The organism is Microbispora amethystogenes, from assembly GCF_016863015.1.
In the GTDB taxonomy this organism is placed as follows: Bacteria; Actinomycetota; Actinomycetes; order Streptosporangiales; family Streptosporangiaceae; genus Microbispora; species Microbispora amethystogenes.
This window is the reverse complement of sequence record NZ_BOOB01000027.1, coordinates 1-17263: the sequence shown is the minus strand read 5'-3', so window position 1 is coordinate 17263 and position 17263 is coordinate 1. Positions and strand designations below refer to the sequence as shown.

Below are 17263 nucleotides of genomic sequence, written 5' to 3'. Positions count from 1 at the left end.
GCGCACGGACTCAGGCGGCCATTCCGGCGGGGATACGGGCGACCACCTGGAAGCCCCCGCCCGAACGGGGCGCCGCCTCGACGCTCCCGCCGTACATCGCCACCCTCTCCCGCATCCCGATCAGGCCGTGGCCGCCGACCACCCGCGGCGCCGCCGCGCCCCTGCCGTCGTCGCTGACCCGCAGCTCGATCAGCCCCGGGCCGTACGTCATCTCCACCCGCGCCCGCGTGCCCGGGCCGCCGTGCTTGATCGCGTTGGTCAGCGCCTCCTGCACGATCCGGTAGACGGCGAGCTGCTCGCCCTCCGGCAGCGCGCGGGGAGTGCCGGACACCGTGAACTCGGTCGGCAGCCCCGAGTCCCTGACCTGCCTGACCAGCTCGTCCAGTTGCGCGACGCCGGGCTGCGGCGCGTACTCCTCGGCCGGGCTGCCCGCGTCCTGCCGCAGCACGCCCACCAGCCTGCGCATCTCCGCCAGCGCCTGCCGTCCGGTCCCCGAGATCGCCTGCATGGCGCGCCGCGCCTGCTCCGGGTCGCTGTCGATCGCGTACGCCGCGCCGTCGGCCTGGACGACCATCACGCTGACGTTGTGCGCCACCACGTCGTGCAGTTCGCGGGCGATGCGGGCGCGCTCGGCGGCGGCCGCGATGCGGGCCTGCTGGTCGCGTTCCCGCTCGGCCCGTTCGGCGCGTTCCACCAGGCTCTCCACGTATCGGCGGCGGGTGTTGGCGTACATGCCGCCGATCCAGACGGCGACGACGAAGACCGAGGCCGAGGGCCACGCCCGCATGGGATCGGGAGACCAGCTCAGCATGGCGAGCAGCAGCCCTCCCTCGGCGACCACGCCGGCGGCCAGCGCCCACCGCCGCGTGCAGCGGGCGGCGACGCCGTACATCGCGACGAGCACCGCCAGGTTCGCGGGCAGGACGGCGATGTTCAGCAGCCACTGCGCGAAGCTGACCACCGACACCACCGCGAAGACCTCGCGCGGATGGTTGCGCCGCCACAGCAGCGGCACGACGAGCGCGGCGGACAGCAGGAGCAGCACGGGCACGCCGACGTGCCGCGCGTTCATCATTCCGCTGGTACGACTGAAGGCCTCGACCGTCGACACGCACAACAGCGCCAGCGGGGAGATCGCCAGCGTGTCCACGATCCTGCTGTGGCGCCGGGTCCAGGCGCGCATACTGCCGAACACGTACCCCACGATACGTATCGGCTGTTCAGAAAGGTCTCACCCTTGCGGCGGATACCGCCGTACGACTCAGGTCGCAGCCGGCGGCGGCGCTTACGCGATTCTTACGGATCACAGCGCATCATGGTTACCGGGAACGCTTCTTGGAAGCGGGTAAGGGAGATCTGAATGGCGGGTCAGGACGCGGTGCCGCGCGGCGCTGAGGACGAGTCGCGCGGCCCGCGCCCAGATCCGGGCGCCCTGCCGCAGGGGAGCGCTGTCACGGAGGTGAGCATCGTGCCGCAGGGGAGTGCCGTCACGCAGCCGGGCACCGTTCCACAGGCGGGCACTGTTCCACAGGCGGGCACTGTTCCGCAGGCGACGTCGTCTCCACACGGTCCCGCGAGCCCTCCCGGACCACCCTCTTTCGTCAGTCCCGCAGGCATATCGCCGGGGACCCCAGGACCACCTCCGGCCGGCCCCGCGAACGCGCGCCGCGCACTTCCCCCGGGCAGGCCCGCGATCCTTCCGCCGGGCACCACCTCGATCCCTCCGCTGGGCGGCGGGTCCGCGTTCGGCCCCGGAGGGGCCGGGTGGCGCGCCCCCGGCTGGCGGGAAGCGGCGCCGCACTTCGCGGGCGCCCCTCAAGGCCCGTCCCTCCGGCCGCCGGGGGGCCTGCGCGGACGCCTGGCGGGCCGCCTGCCGCAGGGCCAGACCGGGCGGTTGATCACCGTTGGCCTCGTGTCGGCGCTCGTCGGAGCGCTCCTCGGCGGCGGCGTCGTGGCCGCCACCGGTCTGATCTGGGATCAGACGCACGCCGGGGCGAGCCGGGTGGCCGGCGGAGACCAGGACGGCCTGCTTCCTCGTGGCAGGAGCCTCCCGGGCGGGGAGGACGGCCGCCTGCCCCAGTGGTGCCAGCGCACCGAGAACGGCATCATCTGCCGGCCGAACGGCTGAGACGTCGTTTCCGGCAGGCGCGTGCCAACAGGGTGGCCGGCACGCGCCTACGCGTTCTTCCGGCAGACCCGATGCGCACCGGATCTACGGAAGGTCCCGCGCCTTACTGGAGCGCGCGCCGGTCCGCGTGCAGGGGCCGCGCGAGCCGTACGGTGATGAACTCGTCGTCGTCGGCCTTGCCCGCCGTACGGCCGGACGAGAACGGGAAGTTGTTGTCGTTCAGCAGCGCGAGCGTGTGGTCGTCGAGCAGGGCCACGTCCTCGATCGTCTGGAACGGGAAGCGGAACGTCCGTCCGAAGCCGCCGAGCCCTCTGGGGTTGGCCAGGTTCAGCAGGTCGGCGACGAGGTTCTTGTCCATGCGCCCGTCGTGGTCGCGGTCGGCGGCGTCCGCCAGGTAGACGCGCTTGAAGGCCGCGGCGTCGCCCTGCTCGTTGTCCCGCTCGATGACCAGGAAGCGGTGGTCGTCCACGGAGATCGCGTCTCCGATGGCGTTCGAGGGCGACTCCAGCCGATAGGTCCGCCATATGGAGCCGTACCGGCCCGTGCGCAGGTCGAAGTCGTACATCCGCAGGTCGCCGGGCGTGTCGCCATCCACCGTCCCCTCCAGCAACGGGTAGAGGTGGCGGCCGTCCACCGAGCGCGCCATGCCCTCGAACCCCTTGCTGCTGCGGATGTTCGGCTGCCCGCCGTTCAGGTCGGGGTTCTCCGGGGCCCTGACCCCGGGCAGCGGGATCGGAGCCCGCAGGAGCCGACCGGAGGACGAGAAGTGCAGCAGGAACGGGCCGAACTCGTCGCCGATCCAGTAGGTGCCGTCGGCCGACCGCACGATCGACTCCACGTCGAAGTCGGCGCCGGTGAGCACGCGGTCGGCCCGGGTCAGGGCGAACGGCACGCGCCTGTCCGGATCGCTCAGGTTGAACCCGCCGAGCACCTTCACCGTCCCGTTCCTGAGATCGGGGCTGATCCGGTGGACCCGCAGCAGGAAGTCCGCGCTGTTGGCCTTGTTGCCGTAACCGTTGTCGGACAGCACGTCGTAGGTGCCGTCACCTCTCCTGACGACGCCGCTGAAGCCCTGGACGGGCTGCCCGGAGAAGGGCGCGGCGATGCCGTTGAACGGCCCGGCGCCGATGGCCGACCCCGAGGGCTCGCTGCCGGGAACGAAGGTCTCGGCGGGCAGGACGGCGAATCCCGTGAGCGTCGCCTGGCCGAAGTCCGCGGGCCGGGGAACGGCCGACGCGGGGGACGCCAGTCCGAGGGCCAGGGCGGCGGCACCCAACGTGATCGAAAGCTTTCTCATGGCGGGCACGTTAGGGACGCCGCGTGACAGACGCCCCAACAACAGGCGGCCATGGACGGACAACTGCCCCTTCGGACGCCACGGCAGAAGCCTCCGCATGACGTCACTCCCGCTCGCTTCGAGCACGGAGCAGAGCGATGGCCGTACGGATGGCGGAGGACCGGGAGGGGGCCTCGTCCGCCGCGACATACCGCTCGAGAAACGCGAGGTCATCCGCCGAAACCATCACGGCCATTTTCGCCGGCGCCGTTCTCCTTTCACCAGGAGAATCGCTCTCTTCTGCGGAAGAGAATGCGCTGTCATTTTCATTTGAATTTTTGTGGGGTCGGCGGGATTCGAACCCGCACTTCACGGCACCTAAAGCCGTCGCCTCTGCCGGCTGGGCTACGACCCCTTTTCCTCTTCCCTTTCCTGCGAAATTCTCGGTCTGAGAATGGCAGTTCGGGCAGAGAAATCTCAGATTCTCTTTTCTGTTGTCCAGCCAGTTTCCGTTGACGTGGTCGATGTGCAATGTCAACGGCCGACCCTGCCAACTGCCGTCTATCTTACAGTCTGCGCAGCGGTAGGGGACTCCCACTTCCTGGAGTGCCCGGCGGAGCTTGGTGGGCTTCTGCCGAGGCGAGCCGTCGGGCCGCATGACCAGGATCTCCGTCGGCAGGTACCTGCGCGGTGACGGCTTGCCCTTGTAGGGCGAGTGCCGCCGGAAGTGGGAGGTGTCGATCCCGAAGTGCTTGAGGCGGCGGCTGATGTGAGCGTGGGTGCCCCCCGACCACGGAATGCCGAGATAACGCAGCACGTCGGCGATGCTCGCGGCATTGGCCGCCGCTTCGGCCAGCAGTTCGGGGGTGTACGTGTACTTCCGCATGCCGCGGAATGTATCGGCCGCCGCCGACAATTCTGCGACCTGCGCGAAAGGGGTGGATCAGGAAATTCCCAGCTCTTTCACGAGGCGGGCGACGTGGCCGGTGGCTTTCACGTTGTAGAGGGCCTTCTCGACCTTCCCGTCGGGGCCGACGACGAACGTGGACCGGATGACGCCCATCACGGTCCTGCCGTAGTTCGTCTTCTCGCCGTACGCGCCGTAGGCCTTGTGCACCTCGAGACCGGTGTCCGACAGCAGCGGGAACGTGAGCGTGTCGCGCTCGCGGAACTGCCGCAGCTTGGCCGGCTTGTCCTTGGACACGCCGAGCACCACGAAACCCTGCTCGGTCAGGGCGCCGAGGTTGTCGCGGAAGTCACAGGCCTGCTTGGTGCATCCCGGGGTCATCGCCGCCGGGTAGAAGTACAGGATGACCCGGCGGCCACGGAAGGACTCCAGCGAGACCTCCTTGTCGTCGGCGTCGGTAAGGGTGAAGTCCGGCGCGGCGTCGCCGGGCTGGAGCTTGCTCATCACGTCCTCCGGAAAAGGTGACCCGCGGCGATCGGCGGGCAAGCGACAACCAAACTACCGGCTCGTCCGCTGTACGGGGCGACTGCCGGACCTGGCAGACTGATCACACACGAATACCACAGGAGGGGGATCGCATGGCGGACACCGATCCCGATGCGCTGGAAAAGAGGATCGAGCGCACGCGGGCGGAGCTCGCTCGCACGGTCGACGCCATCGCGGACCGGGTGAGCCCGAAGCGCGTCGCCGAGCGCGGCGTGGCGAAGGCCAAGGCGAACGCGATGGACTTCGTCGCGTCCGTGGAAGACCTGGTGCTGGGCCCGCCGCGCGGGATCACCACGTACGGCCCGGAGGGCGCCGAGGCCGAGCCCGGCGAGTATCCGGCGCGGAGCCTCGCCCCGGTGCTCATCGGCGTGGGGATCGTGGTGGCCGTCGGCGCGACGATCGTGCTGCTGCGCCGCCGGTCCCGCTGACCGGCCCGCGCTGATCGGCGACACCGAGGGGGAGGGCGTCAGAGGAACGTCATGCCCTCGCCCCGGTATGTCGGAACCTCCTCGACAACCCGGTCTCCCTCGACGAGGTGCAGCACGGGGAAACGCTCGCACAACTCTCCGGCCTTGGCGTGGCGGAACCACACGCGGTCGCCGAGGCGCAGCCCTGCCGCGGCCTCCCCGAGCAGGGGGGTCTGCACCTCGCCCGCTCCCTCGTCCGGGTGGTAGCGGAGTCCCTCCGGCAGGTAAGGCTGGGGCAGCCGGGTGGGCCCCGCCGCCCCGGAGGCGGGATAACCCCCGCCGAGCACGGTCACGACTCCCGGGGCGGGCCGGCGCACCACCGGCAGTGCGAACAGCGCCGCGGGCCGGCCGGTGAAGCCGCGATAGAAGTCGAACAACCGGGGGTGGAAGAATCCCGAGCCGGCCGCGACCTCGGTGATCGCCCGCTCGGCGATGGTCTTCTCGATGCTTCCGGTGCCGCCGCCGTTGACGAACTCCAGGTCGGCGACCTGCCGTACGGCCCGCACGATCCGGCCGCGCCGTACGGCCAGTTCGCGGCGCGACCGCTGCTGCATCCAGCGCACCGCCCGGCCGTACGGCCCGGGGACGTCGTCGCCCACCCCGGCGATCTGCGCCTCGTACGCCATGAGCCCGGCCAGGCGCAGCCCGGGGCGCCCGGCGACGTCGGCGGCGACGGCGGCGGCCTGCTCCGGCTCCCGGACCGGTGACCGAAGCGCGCCCGCGCGGAACCTGCCGCCGAAGGCCACGAAGCCCGCGTCGATGTCGAGGCAGACGCGGATCGGGTGAGGCGTGCGGAGGCTCTCGATCAGGTCGAGGTGCTCGGGCGAGTCGACCGTCACCGTGATCTCCTGGGCCGCGGCCTCGTCCGACCCCAGGGCGCGCAGGGCCGTCCGGTCGGCCGTCGGGTACGCCACGAGCACGTCCCGCAGGCCGATGGAGACCAGCCACAACGCCTCGGGCAGGGTGAACGCCATGACTCCCGAGAAGCCGTCCATGGCCAGGACCCGCTCCAGCACGGCCCGGCAGCGGATCGACTTGCTCGCGACGCGGATCGGCTTGCCCCGGGCCCGGCGCACCATGGCGGCCGCGTTCGACCGCAGGGCGTCCATGTCGAGGACCGCGAAGGGGGGCTCCAGGTGGGCCGTCGCCCGGTCGAGGCGCTGCCGGTCGTCCATGAGGGCAGCTTAACGCCGAATATATGAGCCTGGTTCACGTTAATTGAGTCTGGGCAAAATCTCGGCCGGGACGCCGCCATGATCGCGCAAGCGGGCGGGTGTCCCGCCCGCCCCGGCGCGGCGCCGATATACCCATGAGGGCGTGACTACCGAGCGGGCCCTGCGCGGTGCGCGGGAGGGGTGAACGGCTGATGAGCATCCTGCAGGAGATCCTGACGGGTTCGTCGGCCAGGAGCACCAGGAGCGCCAGGAGCACAGGCGGCTCCGGCGGCCCTGACGGCCCAGGCGGCGCCAACGGCGCCGGGGATTCCGGCGGCGACGTGCATGCGGAGTACGCCGAGTACGCGGAGGACGCCCTACGCGCCACGGGAGGCGGAGCCGTCATCCGTTCCGGGACCTCCGGCTGGGCCCGGAGCGACGAGGTCACCGGAACAGGCGGCATGACCGTCCCCGGGGAAGGCACGGCCGGCCGTCGTACCGTCGCACGCGTCCTGCGGCCGGGGCGCACCCCCGCCGCGATCGTCGTCGCCGCCGTGCTCGCCCTGCTCGGCTGGGGGCTCACCGTCCAGGCCGTCGCCGTCATGCTCAGGGTGCCGCTGCCCTGGCGGCTGCCGCCCCGCCTGCTGCACCTCACCCTGGCGGACCCCGCCGTCCCGCTCGCCGCGGTCGGCATGATCGTCTGCGGTGCGGGCCTGGTGGCCCTCGCCGTCGTGCCCGGCCGTCCCCGTCTCGTGCCCCTGCGGTGCGAGGACCCGCTGCTCGCGATGGGCCTGACCCGCGTCGGGCTGCGCCGCACGCTCATCTCCGCGGCGCGGGAGGTCGAGGACGTCCGGCGCGCCAACGTGCACATCCTCCGCGGCCGGATCGAGGTCACCGTGGTCACCGGTACGGCGCGGACCGGGGCGGTGCTGCGCGAGGTCGGCGCGGCCGTGGGCGACCGGCTGGCCGGCCTCGGCGTCCAGGCCCGCCACGAGGTGGTCGTACGGCTCCGGGGGAGGGGAAACTGACATGCGGCCGCGTCTGGGGAACCGCGTCGGACTGCTCCTGGTGGGCCTGGTGCTGGTCGCTGGGGGGCTCGGCCTGCTGGCCGTCGCACGGCGGCCCGGGTCGGCGCCGGTCGGCCTGGACGCGCTCGGCGGCCGGCCGTGGGCGCTCCCCCTCCTGGCGGGGACGGCGATGCTGGTCGCCCTGGTCGCGAGCCGCTGGCTCGTCCTGGCCCTCGGCTGGGGACGGCTCGGCAGGCGCACCGGCGCGGGCATCGCGATGCTCGGCGTGGCGCTCAAGGGCATCGAGGGGATCGGCCGCCTGTCGGTCAGAGTGGCCGGGGACGGCAGGCTGCGGGTGGCGGTGTCCCTGCAGCGGTCGGCCGACCTGCGGCAGGTGATCAGGCGGCTGGACGAGTCGGCGGTCTCACGCCTTCGCCGCACGGTCGGCCGGGACGACGCGCCCGCGGTCGTCCGCCTGCACGTTCGCGGACGCTGACCGCCTGCGGCCTCCGGTCGCGGCGCCGGCTCTGGCGTCGGGCGGGGTCGCGGGGGCGCCGAGGGCCAGCCCGGCGGCCAGGCAGGCGAGCGGCACGACGGGCACCACATAACGGTGGTCGAAGGCGGCGATCAGCGGCGGCAGCAGGAGCAGGACCATCGCGGCCGTCCACGGCAGCAGCGCGGCCCACCGCCGCGCGAGCAGCCCGGCGAGCCCGGCCAGCAGCACGACCGCGAGCAGCGGTCCCCGCAGGAAGCCCTGCTCCTGGTAGGCGCGCAGCCATCCCGCGAACGGCTCGGCCATCCGCGTGTCCCCCGAGGCGCCCTGGTAGGCGGTGGTGAGCTCGGCCGCCGTACGGCCGCCGGAGGCGATCTTGGAGGTGAACGGCTTGACCGAGGCGGGGAAGACGTACGCGCTCTGCGGCCCGGCGGAGGGGTAGGGCCTGCGGTCCCACTCGAACGCCCACAGGGCGTCGTGCAGGCCGGTCGCCAGGAAGTCGAGGGGCTGGCTGCGGATCGCCAGCGAGGCGAACTCGCCCGCCAGCCGCTCCCGGTCCTTCTTGACCCGCTGGATGGGGGAGCGGGCGTCCCAGATGTAGGCGGGCGCGGCGAGCCGGGGCCCCGACGGGCACAGCACCGCGAGGTCGCGCGGCGGCTTCATCACCGCGCAGTCGGCGAAGGTCATCGTGCGCGACCACAGCCAGGTGCTGCTGCCGCCCATCCCGTACGACCCGTGGGCGTCGTGGAACCAGACGGCGTACCCGCCGAGGACGGCCGAGGCGGCGGCGAGCCCGGCGAACGCGGCCCGCCAGCGCCGGGCGAACAGCACGGGGAGCAGCGCGAGCACGATCAGCGGCAGCCCGAGGGTCCGGGTGACCGTCGCCAGCCCGAGCAGCAGCAGCGCCGCGACGACGGACCACCCGCCCGGCCGTGGCCGCCACAGCAGGATCGTCACGGCGGCCACGACCAGGGCGGTGAACAGCAGGTCCGCCATGACCAGGTGTTCGAGCTGGATCTGGTGGACGTCGAGCAGCACCGGCGAGGCGGCGAGGGCCGCGCCCCAGCCCGGCAGCCGCGTACGGCGGCGCAGCAGGGCGTAGACGCAGACCGCCATGCCGAGGCCGAGCAGGTGCTGGACGACCACGACGGCGATCATGCTGTGCAGGGGGCTCAGCGCCCACAGGAACAGCGAGTAGCCGGACGGCCGGGAGGGCAGGGGCCGCAGGTCGAGGGCGGAGCTGAGATAGGCGAACGAGTCGGCCCAGAACCACAGCGCGGGCCGGTAGCCGAGCACGGCGAGCGCCCGCAGGGCGGCGCCCGCCGCCAGCAGGACCAGGAACGCCCGATGCGGGCGCAGCGCCTCGCGCCACCTCACGTGACGGCCCTCCTCCTCGTCGGCGAGGGCACCACCCTAGTGGGCGTTTTCCACACGCATGAGGCGAGCGCGGTCAGCATTCGATGACGTTGACGGCGAGGCCGCCGCGCGAGGTCTCCTTGTATTTGTCGAGCATGTCCCGGCCCGTGTCGCGCATCGTCTTGATGGCCTTGTCGAGCGGCACGAAGTGCCGGCCGTCGCCGCGCAGCGCGATGCGCGCGGCGGTGACCGCCTTGATCGAGGCGACGGCGTTGCGCTCGATGCACGGGATCTGGACCAGGCCGCCGATGGGGTCGCAGGTCAGGCCGAGGTTGTGCTCGATGCCGATCTCCGCGGCGTTCTCCACCTGCTCGGGGGTGCCGCCGAGGGCCTCGGTGAGGCCCGCCGCGGCCATCGAGCAGGCGGAGCCGACCTCGCCCTGACAGCCGACCTCCGCGCCGGAGATGGAGGCGTTCTCCTTGAACAGCACGCCGATCGCGCCCGCGGTGAGCAGAAAGCGGACGACGCCGTCCTCGCCGGCGCCCGGCAGGAACCGCAGGTAGTAGGAGAGGACGGCCGGGATGATCCCGGCGGCGCCGTTGGTGGGGGCGGTGACGACCCGGCCGCCCGCCGCGTTCTCCTCGTTCACGGCCAGCGCGAACAGCGTGATCCAGTCCATCGCCCGCAGCGGGTCGGCCCCCTCGGCCTCGCCCTGCAGCTTGCGGTGGAGCTGGTGCGCCCGGCGCCGCACCTTGAGCCCGCCGGGCAGGACGCCCTCACGGGTGGTGCCGCGCCGCACGCACTCGGCCATGACCTCCCACAGGTGCAGCAGGCGGGCCCGGATCTCCTCCGGCGTACGGCCGAAGGCCTGCTCGTTCTCCATCATCAGCCCGGAGATCGACAGGCCGGTCTCCGCGCAGTGCGCGAGCAGTTCCCGCCCGGTCGTGAAGGGGTACGGCAGCGCCGTGTCGTCGGGCTTGATCCGGTCGGCGCCGGTGGCGTTCTCGTCCACCACGAAGCCGCCGCCGACCGAGTAGTACACCTTCTCGCGCAGCACGGCGTCGTCGGCGTACGCCGTGAACCGCATGCCGTTCGGGTGGTGGGGGAGCGACACCTTGCGCTCGAAGACGAGGTGCTCGCCGACGACGAACGGGATCTCCCGGAGGCCGTACAACATCACGGTGCCGCTCGCCCGCATCGCGGCCAGCCGTTCGTCGGCGGTGTCGACGTCGACCAGTTCGGGCTTGTCGCCGGACAGGCCGAGCAGGACCGCCTTGTCGCTGCCGTGGCCCTTGCCGGTCAGGCCGAGCGAGCCGTACAGGACGGCCTCGACCCGGGTGACCTTCTCCAGCAGCCCGTCCTCGTGCAGCCCGCGGGCGAACCTGTGCGCCGCGGCCATCGGACCGCCCGTGTGCGAGCTGGACGGCCCGATCCCCACCTTGAACAGGTCGAAGACGCTGATCGCCATTGATCGTCGCCTTTCCCGTGCGTCGCCGGGACCGTCAGGACTCGCCGGAGGTGAGCGTGCCGTACTCGGCGGCGGACAGCAGGTCCTCCGGCTCCCCCTCCACCCGCACGCGGAACAGCCAGCCGTCGCCGTACGGGTCGGTGTTGACCAGGGAGGGGTCGTCCACGACGGCGGAGTTGGTCTCGACGATCTCACCGGCGACCGGAGCGAAGATGTCGCTCACGGACTTGGTCGACTCGACCTCGCCGACCGCGTCACCGGCCGCCACCGTCGCGCCCGTCTCCGGCACCTGCACGTAGACCACGTCGCCGAGCTGCTCGGCGGCGTACGCCGTGATGCCCACCGTCACGGTGAGGCCGTCATCGATCCCGGCCACCCACTCGTGCTCCTTGGTGTAGCTCAGGTCCTCGGGAATGCTGCTCACTTGCTCCTCCTGTAGAAAGGCAGATCGACGACGTCGACCGGTTCATGGCTGCCCCGGATGTCGACCGTCAGGCCGCCCTCGCGGAGGGCGTCCTCACTCACGTACGCCATGGCGATCGGCTTGCCGAGGGACTGCGACGGTGCGCCGCTCGTCACCTCGCCGACGACGGCGCCCTCCCGGGTGACGGGATAGCCGTGGCGGGGCACCCGGCGGCCGCGGGCCACCAGCCCGACCAGCCGCCGCGTGGCGCCGTCCTGCGCGGCCCGCTCCAGGGCCGACCGGCCCACGAAGTCGCCCGGCTTGTCGAAGCGGACGACCCGGCCGAGGCCGGCGTCGAACGGGGTGGCCGAGGAGGTCAGCTCGTTGCCGTAGAGCGGCATGCCGGCCTCCAGGCGCAGCGTGTCGCGGGCCGACAGCCCGGCGGGGACGAGCCCGAGGTCACGGCCGGCCTCGGTGAGCGCGTCCCACACGGGTACGGCGTGCTCGTTGAGGACGAACAGCTCGAAGCCGTCCTCGCCGGTGTAGCCGGTCCGCGCGATCAGGGCGGGCGCCCCGGCGACGACACCGGGGAGGATGGCGTAGTACTTCAGGCCGTCGACGTCCGCGTCGGTCAGCCCGCGCAGGATCTCGGCGGCGCGCGGCCCCTGCACGGCCACCAGCGCGTACTCGTCGGACCGGTCGGTCACCCGCGCGTCGTACCCCTCGGACCGGGCGATCAGCTCGCGCGCCACGACGGCGTAGTTGGAGGCGTTGGCGACGACCATGTACCGGTCCTCGTCGAGGCGGTAGACGATGAGGTCGTCGAGGATGCCGCCGTCCTCGTTCACGATCATCGTGTAACGGGCGCGGGCGGGGCCGAGGATGCTGAGGTGGCCCACCAGGGCGTGGTCGAGCGCCTCGCCCGCCTGCGGGCCGGTGACGAAGATCTCCCCCATGTGGGACAGGTCGAACAGCCCCGCGGCCGTGCGCACCGCGTTGTGCTCGGCCGACTCGCTGCCGTACCGCAACGGCATCTGCCATCCGGCGAAGTCGGTCAGGGTCGCGCCAAGGCGTTCGTGTACCCCGCGAAGCGGGGTGGATCGGGACATGCGGACCTCGGAAAGGACGGATGCTGCACTGAACTATCGGGCATCCTCCCCCTCTGTCATCGGCGCCTGAGAGCTTCGTCCGATCTTTGCCGGACTTTCACCTTCGGCGAGGCCTCACGGCCTTCTTTCCAGAGGTCACCTGGCCCGCGCGGTCCTTTGCCTTGAGAGGTTCGCGGGGAGGGCTTGCTCCTTCAGGGGCCCTGACCGGCTGCCAGGACGCTCTCCCGCACGGGATGATCGGTGAGCTGCCAGCCTAGTGGTTCGCCGCCGCCCCCGTAACCTGCCAGCCCTCCCGCTTTGTCACACTCACGGTTCCCGCCTGCACCATCAGCGTCGGGCTATCGATGGAACAGACCGAGGAAGCCGCGCAACGCGACGTCGATCTCATGCATCTCGTAAGGGTCGAGGCGGCCGGAGAAGTCACCGAGCCGGGTGGCGTCCACGGCGCTGAGCTGGTCGACGAGTACCCGTGTCGTCTTGCCTTCCACCTCGATCTCGGGCCGGAACACCGCACGGCCCGCGCTGGTCGAGGTGGGGGCGACGACGAGAGTGGACAGGGCGAAGCCGTCTGACTGCAGCACTATCGCGAACCGTTCGCCACGCTGCTCGTGGCCGACGGCGCCCCGAGGGGCGCGCAGGCGGTAGACGTCACCACGCATCCGGATGCCCAAGCTCCTGGCGGATCGCGCGGACCTCGGCGAGGTCGTCCGGGTCCTTGCCAAGCCTCTCCGCGTCCGCGCGGGCCTGCTCCAGCCAGCGGAGGCGGTCGGCGAGCCTGATGGCCTCCCGCACCACGTCTGTGGCCGACCGTCCGTCGGCTGTCAGCCGGGCCAGGATCTGCTCGGTCGTCGGATCAAGCTCGATCGTCAGCACAGCCATATTGTCACTGTACGTGGACGTCACCCGCCGGTCTTCCATCACATTGGGTCACCTATTTTGCGCTTGGAGTAATCCCCCTCGGGGCATGTGGCAGGTTTGATCGGTGACAGACGAGACTTTCTGGGGATTCATCGGTGCTCTCGGTGGGGTGATCGACGAGGACGGCGCCGATCTACTGGGTGAGCGCCTGACGTCGCTGAAGGCGGAGGCGGTGGAGGCGTTCTGCCTACTGCTCGCCGGGAAGGTGCGGGCGCTGACCGCCCTGCCGCTGGAAGGGCGTCCGGTTCGCGACGTCGGCGACGAGGGCCGTCCGCCGATCCCGCTTGTCGGGGACGCGTACGAGAACCTGCTGTACGCGGTGGTCGCCTCCGGGCGGACCCGGTACGAGGCCGTGCTCGCCGATCCGGCGGCCGTCGAGGGCGAGGAGTGGGAGGCGGGGCAGGCCGAACTGCTCGTGGACGTCGTGGCGACCGCGTTGTGGGACGTCGCCGGGCTGGACTGGGCCGGGAACTTCGACCCCATGCTGTCCTGCCTGCCGGACGGTGGCCGGTGGTGCGAGACCTACCGGGGGTCGGCCTGGAAGAGCGCCCCGGGTGCCTACATGAAGGCCGCGCACGCTATGGACCAGGCTCTGAACGACTCCGCCGAGTGGCGCGCCTGGTGGAGCCAGACGGGACTGCGGAAGGTCGAGGTGAGCGTCACCGTCAACGCCGACAGGAGCCGCGAGCGCGTCGAGCGAGGAAAGGAGACCGTAAGGGCCAGTTTCGACAGGGACAGGTCCTACTTCGCCGATCGCGACCCGGCGCCGCTGAGCCTGGTTGACGAGTTCGGCGAGGTCCTTCCGCGTCGGCGTCGTGCTGGTCTCCTGCACGCCGTAGGGCGGCGAAGGAGGTTCGGACGCGAGCTCACTCATGTACCTGAGGTGTGTCACGCACGCTCAGCGCGCTGAGTAGCCACACGTAGACGTGCCGCAGCGGACGAAGGATCCTCGCCGGTGAGGATCCGCTGGTGGAGGGCCTGGGTGTCGGGGGACGGCTCGGTGCCGAGGCGGTCGACCAGGGTGCGGCGCAGCCGCTGGTAGGAGGCAGAGGCGTCGTGGGTCCGGCCCGACCGGTGCAGGGCCAGCATGAGCTGCCGGTGGGGGCGTTCGCGCAGCGGGTGCCGGGTCGCCCACTGGGCCAGGCCGCCGACGATCTCGCGGTGGTGCCCGAGCGCCAGCCGTACGTCGAAGAGGTCCTCGGTCACCGCGCGCCGGTCCTCGTCGAGCCGTTCGGCCCACGTGCGGAGCCTGTCGATCTGCCGCACATCGAGGAGGGCGTCGCCCCGCCACAGGCTCAGCGCCTTCTCGAACAACCGCGCCGCATTGTGGTAATCGCCATTCTCGCGAGCGATTCTGCCCTGCGCCGCCCATTGGTTGAATTCTGCAACGTCCACGGATCCGGGCCGGACGGAAAGAAGGTATCCGCCCTTCACCGTGTGGACCGGAGAAAGGCTGGGGTCGCGGGGGGAGAGCCGCCGCCGCACCTGTGCGACGTAGGTGGTAAGATTGCGCGGCGCTGAAATGGTGGGACGGCCATTCCACAACAGTCCGGTGAGCTGGTCCCGGTGCAGCGCGATATTCGCATTGAGGACGAGCAGCGCCAGGAGCTGCCGATGTCTCGCGGCGAGGCCGGCGATGGCGTCTCCTCGGTCGTTCATGGCCGAAAACGGTCCGAGCACGGCGTATAACACGGTTCCCCTCGCGCAAGGCAGCGTGAACGCGCCGATGACGGCGGCTTTGATCGGCGTTTGACGATATCTCTCTCCGGCTTCATTCGTCAAAATTGCGCGTTTTCCGGCCGCCCGCAGATGCGTTGTTCGGCACTCGCCATTGCTGTCCGTAAAGCGATGAATGCCCAGCGAACATGCACGTGCATGTGATGAAAGCGGTTACATCATCGTGATTGGCCATGAGCCGGTGCAAACGCCGGCAAGTGGGATCCCCGCCGGGCCATGATTGCCGGGCCGGGCGGAGCGCCCGGTCAACCGGTCTCATGAGGTCGCTCTCCCGGACCTCCTGACACTGCTCGGGAGAGTGATGCACGTCCTTCGTCGCCGTCGTTTCCGGCAGGCCGCCGTGCAGGCCGTCGTCGTCTATCTCCTGCTCGTTCTCCTCCTGGTCGTGCAGACCCTGTCGGCGGGCGGGGACGCGATCGCCGCACTGAGGCGGCTCACCTTTCCCGTGTCCGCCGTGGTCGGCTTCGTCGTCCCGGCGGGCCTCCCTCCTGTCGCCGTCGTGCTCGTGCTCGCGGCGACCCTCGCGGCGCAGGCGTGGTTGATCTGTGTGGTGGTGCGCGGGCCGGTGACGCGGCCGGAGGACGCCGATGCGGGCACGGCCGGTGACCCCCGCGTGCGCGTGGTCCGGTGGAGTTTGTACTCACTGGCCGCGGGCGCGTTCCTGTCACACCTCGTGCCGCTTCCCTACAGCGTTGTGGTCCTGCTCGCCACGCTGCTGCAGGGATGGGTGATGATGCGGTTTCCGGATGTTCTCCGCAGAACCGGCCGTTTTCATCGCACCTTGATGCTGAGTACGGGCCTGATCGGCGCGGGCGCCACGTGCCTGCGCGCGCTCGATATCGCCTTCGTCCTGCCGGGGACGGCCGGGGCAATGGCACTCACCCTGGTCAAGCTGGTCCAGTTCCTGGGGTTCGTCTGGCTGGCGTTCGTCGTCGCGGCCCAGATGCGCGAGAGGCGGTGGTCCACCCTCACGGTGCTGCTGGGCTGGATCTCGGTTCTGGTGGGCGCGTTCGCCTTCTGCCTGGACAACTTCTTCGATTTCGGCATCCACGAACCACCCGTCTTCACCTTCGGGCAGTTGCACGCGGTGGTGGCCATCCTCTGGGAGGTGCGATCCGCTCACGAACTGGCGCCCGGACGGACCGAGGACGGCCGGGCGGCCCTTCACAAGACACCGGACGCGTAGGCGAGGGACCCGCCGATCTCCGGGTCGTCGGCCAGGATGCGTTGATGGAGTGTGCGCGTGCCGGGAGCGGGGCCGGCGCCCATCTGGTCGACGAGAGTCCGGTGAAGGCGCTGGTAGGCCATGGACGCCTCGTGAGTGCGACCGGATCTGTGCAGGGCGAGCATGAGCTGCCGGTGAGGGCGTTCACGCAGCGGGTGCGTCGACGCCCACTGGGCCAAGGCGCTGACGACCTCGTGGTGCTGCCCCGCTGCCAGCCGTACGTCGAACAGGTCCTCGGTGACGGTGCGCCGGTCCTCGTCGAGCCGGTCGGCCCACACCGCGAGCGCGTCGACTCGCCTGAGATCGAGAAGGGCGTCGCCCCGCCACAACCGCAGGGCGTCTTCGAGCAGTTCGGCCGCGTTGTGGTAATCGCGATTGTCCCGGGCCGTTCTTCCGTGCATTGTCAGATGATTGAACCTGTCGACATCTACAGAGGCCGAGGGCGCGGAAAGGATATAGCCGCTGCCGACCGTCCGCAGAGCGGAGTTCGCCGGTTCGCGAGGGGAGAGCAGGCGGCGCAGGCGCGCGATGTAGGTGGTGAGATTGCGGCGGGCGGAGTCGGGCGGACGGCCGTTCCACAGCAGGTCGATCAGCCTGTCACGGTGCAGGACGATGTTCACGTTGAGCAGGAGTAACGCCAGGAGCTGCCGTTGCCTCGGCGTGAGCTCCGCGATGACCTCGCCCTGGACGTCGAAAGCCAGGAACGGTCCAAGCAACGCGTACAGCACGGTCCCCCTCGCGCATGGCGGCTAGTGAGCGTTTTTCATAATGATCCGCTTCGACGGCTTCCCCGGTGTCCGCTGGAATCAGCATGCAAGGGACGGGCATGAGTGTCTTGTCTTTTTCTGCACACTTGATGTCGTTTCGTGCACGGTGCCGGTGAGCTGGGGGCGAGGCTGAACGTCGCAGCCGATGGCGCCGCTCGATGCCCGGGCTTGTACATGCGCTGACCAGCGACAACGTCAAGACCTTCGCCGGTCGGGGCTACCAAGGCGCAGGCGCGTGTCCTGGCGCCGGCAAGGAGTAGAGATAAGTGACGTGTATAGGAAATGTGTCGGTTATATGTCAA

General features: G+C 70.8%; 18 protein-coding genes, 1 tRNA gene, 1 pseudogene and 2 riboswitches. Of the genes and pseudogenes, 6 read left to right on the top strand and 14 right to left on the bottom strand.

Annotated features, from left to right (window positions below):
• Positions 1-10 precede the first annotated feature (10 nt).
• Positions 11-1195, bottom strand: a complete 1185-nt coding sequence (locus Mam01_RS18765) for a sensor histidine kinase (protein ID WP_239101420.1) — start codon at positions 1193-1195, stop codon at positions 11-13.
• Between the two features lie 717 nt (positions 1196-1912).
• Between Mam01_RS18765 and Mam01_RS18760 the strand changes: the two genes are divergently transcribed.
• A complete protein-coding gene (locus Mam01_RS18760) occupies positions 1913-2128 on the top strand; it encodes a hypothetical protein (RefSeq protein ID WP_150939357.1) in 216 nt (71 codons plus the stop codon).
• 103 nt (positions 2129-2231) lie between these two features.
• On the opposite strand, the gene Mam01_RS18755 is transcribed toward Mam01_RS18760, so the two are convergent.
• The 4 genes and pseudogenes from Mam01_RS18755 to bcp form a co-directional block, all read right to left on the bottom strand.
• Entirely contained in the window at positions 2232-3425 is a 1194-nt protein-coding gene (locus Mam01_RS18755; protein WP_204286590.1) for an esterase-like activity of phytase family protein, read from the bottom strand.
• A gap of 320 nt (positions 3426-3745) precedes the next feature.
• Positions 3746-3819 (bottom strand) — tRNA-Leu (locus Mam01_RS18750).
• 36 nt (positions 3820-3855) lie between these two features.
• Positions 3856-4062 (bottom strand): annotated as a pseudogene (locus Mam01_RS37690) (HNH endonuclease); the annotation flags it as partial.
• 285 nt (positions 4063-4347) lie between these two features.
• Positions 4348-4815, bottom strand: coding sequence for a thioredoxin-dependent thiol peroxidase (gene bcp / locus Mam01_RS18740; protein ID WP_204286589.1), 468 nt, complete (start codon positions 4813-4815; stop codon positions 4348-4350).
• Positions 4816-4949: 134 nt separating this feature from the next.
• On the opposite strand from bcp, the gene Mam01_RS18735 reads away from it, so the two are divergent.
• On the top strand, positions 4950-5285 hold the full coding sequence (locus tag Mam01_RS18735) for a DUF3618 domain-containing protein (protein ID WP_204286588.1): 336 nt from the start codon (positions 4950-4952) through the stop codon (positions 5283-5285).
• Positions 5286-5323: 38 nt separating this feature from the next.
• Here Mam01_RS18735 and Mam01_RS18730 read toward each other — a convergent pair whose 3' ends face one another.
• On the bottom strand, positions 5324-6499 hold the full coding sequence (locus Mam01_RS18730) for an amino acid deaminase/aldolase (RefSeq protein WP_204286587.1): 1176 nt from the start codon (positions 6497-6499) through the stop codon (positions 5324-5326).
• A gap of 191 nt (positions 6500-6690) precedes the next feature.
• Between Mam01_RS18730 and Mam01_RS18725 the strand changes: the two genes are divergently transcribed.
• Together Mam01_RS18725 and Mam01_RS18720 are read left to right on the top strand one after the other, a co-directional pair.
• Positions 6691-7506 (top strand): DUF6286 domain-containing protein, encoded by an 816-nt coding sequence (locus Mam01_RS18725; protein ID WP_204286586.1) that lies wholly within the window; start codon positions 6691-6693, stop codon positions 7504-7506.
• A gap of 1 nt (position 7507) precedes the next feature.
• Positions 7508-7981, top strand: coding sequence for a hypothetical protein (locus Mam01_RS18720; RefSeq protein ID WP_150939347.1), 474 nt, complete (start codon positions 7508-7510; stop codon positions 7979-7981).
• Here the strand turns inward: Mam01_RS18720 and Mam01_RS18715 are convergent.
• The 6 genes from Mam01_RS18715 to Mam01_RS18690 form a co-directional block, all read right to left on the bottom strand.
• Positions 7910-9355, bottom strand: a complete 1446-nt coding sequence (locus Mam01_RS18715) for a hypothetical protein (protein WP_204286585.1) — start codon at positions 9353-9355, stop codon at positions 7910-7912. The two genes, Mam01_RS18720 and Mam01_RS18715, sit on opposite strands and share 72 nt — an antisense overlap.
• Positions 9356-9428: 73 nt before the next feature.
• Positions 9429-10802 carry an L-serine ammonia-lyase gene (locus Mam01_RS18710; RefSeq protein WP_204286584.1) on the bottom strand — a complete coding sequence of 458 codons (1374 nt, stop codon included), beginning with the start codon at positions 10800-10802 and terminating at the stop codon, positions 9429-9431.
• Between the two features lie 34 nt (positions 10803-10836).
• On the bottom strand, positions 10837-11226 hold the full coding sequence (gene gcvH, locus Mam01_RS18705; protein WP_204286583.1) for a glycine cleavage system protein GcvH: 390 nt from the start codon (positions 11224-11226) through the stop codon (positions 10837-10839).
• The gene (gcvT, locus tag Mam01_RS18700) at positions 11223-12314 is read right to left on the bottom strand and encodes a glycine cleavage system aminomethyltransferase GcvT (protein ID WP_204286582.1); all 1092 of its coding nucleotides are present in this window, start codon (positions 12312-12314) and stop codon (positions 11223-11225) included. The genes gcvH and gcvT overlap by 4 nt, the downstream gene beginning before the upstream one ends.
• 43 nt (positions 12315-12357) lie before the next feature.
• Positions 12358-12453: riboswitch (glycine riboswitch) on the bottom strand.
• Positions 12454-12551, bottom strand: a riboswitch (glycine riboswitch).
• 101 nt (positions 12552-12652) lie between these two features.
• Positions 12653-12973 (bottom strand): type II toxin-antitoxin system PemK/MazF family toxin, encoded by a 321-nt coding sequence (locus Mam01_RS18695; protein ID WP_204286581.1) that lies wholly within the window; start codon positions 12971-12973, stop codon positions 12653-12655.
• On the bottom strand, positions 12963-13193 hold the full coding sequence (locus Mam01_RS18690; protein WP_204286580.1) for a ribbon-helix-helix domain-containing protein: 231 nt from the start codon (positions 13191-13193) through the stop codon (positions 12963-12965). The genes Mam01_RS18695 and Mam01_RS18690 overlap by 11 nt, the downstream gene beginning before the upstream one ends.
• 103 nt (positions 13194-13296) lie before the next feature.
• Here Mam01_RS18690 and Mam01_RS18685 point away from each other — a divergent pair, with 103 nt between their 5' ends.
• On the top strand, positions 13297-14142 hold the full coding sequence (locus Mam01_RS18685; RefSeq protein ID WP_204286579.1) for a DUF4240 domain-containing protein: 846 nt from the start codon (positions 13297-13299) through the stop codon (positions 14140-14142).
• Here Mam01_RS18685 and Mam01_RS18680 read toward each other — a convergent pair.
• Positions 14121-14891, bottom strand: a complete 771-nt coding sequence (locus Mam01_RS18680) for an AfsR/SARP family transcriptional regulator (protein ID WP_204286578.1) — start codon at positions 14889-14891, stop codon at positions 14121-14123. The genes Mam01_RS18685 and Mam01_RS18680 overlap by 22 nt on opposite strands.
• 379 nt (positions 14892-15270) lie before the next feature.
• On the opposite strand from Mam01_RS18680, the gene Mam01_RS18675 reads away from it, so the two are divergent.
• Positions 15271-16155 carry a hypothetical protein gene (locus Mam01_RS18675; protein ID WP_204286577.1) on the top strand — a complete coding sequence of 295 codons (885 nt, stop codon included), beginning with the start codon at positions 15271-15273 and terminating at the stop codon, positions 16153-16155.
• Here the strand turns inward: Mam01_RS18675 and Mam01_RS18670 are convergent.
• On the bottom strand, positions 16134-16922 hold the full coding sequence (locus tag Mam01_RS18670) for an AfsR/SARP family transcriptional regulator (RefSeq protein ID WP_204286576.1): 789 nt from the start codon (positions 16920-16922) through the stop codon (positions 16134-16136). The genes Mam01_RS18675 and Mam01_RS18670 overlap by 22 nt on opposite strands.
• Positions 16923-17263 lie beyond the last annotated feature (341 nt).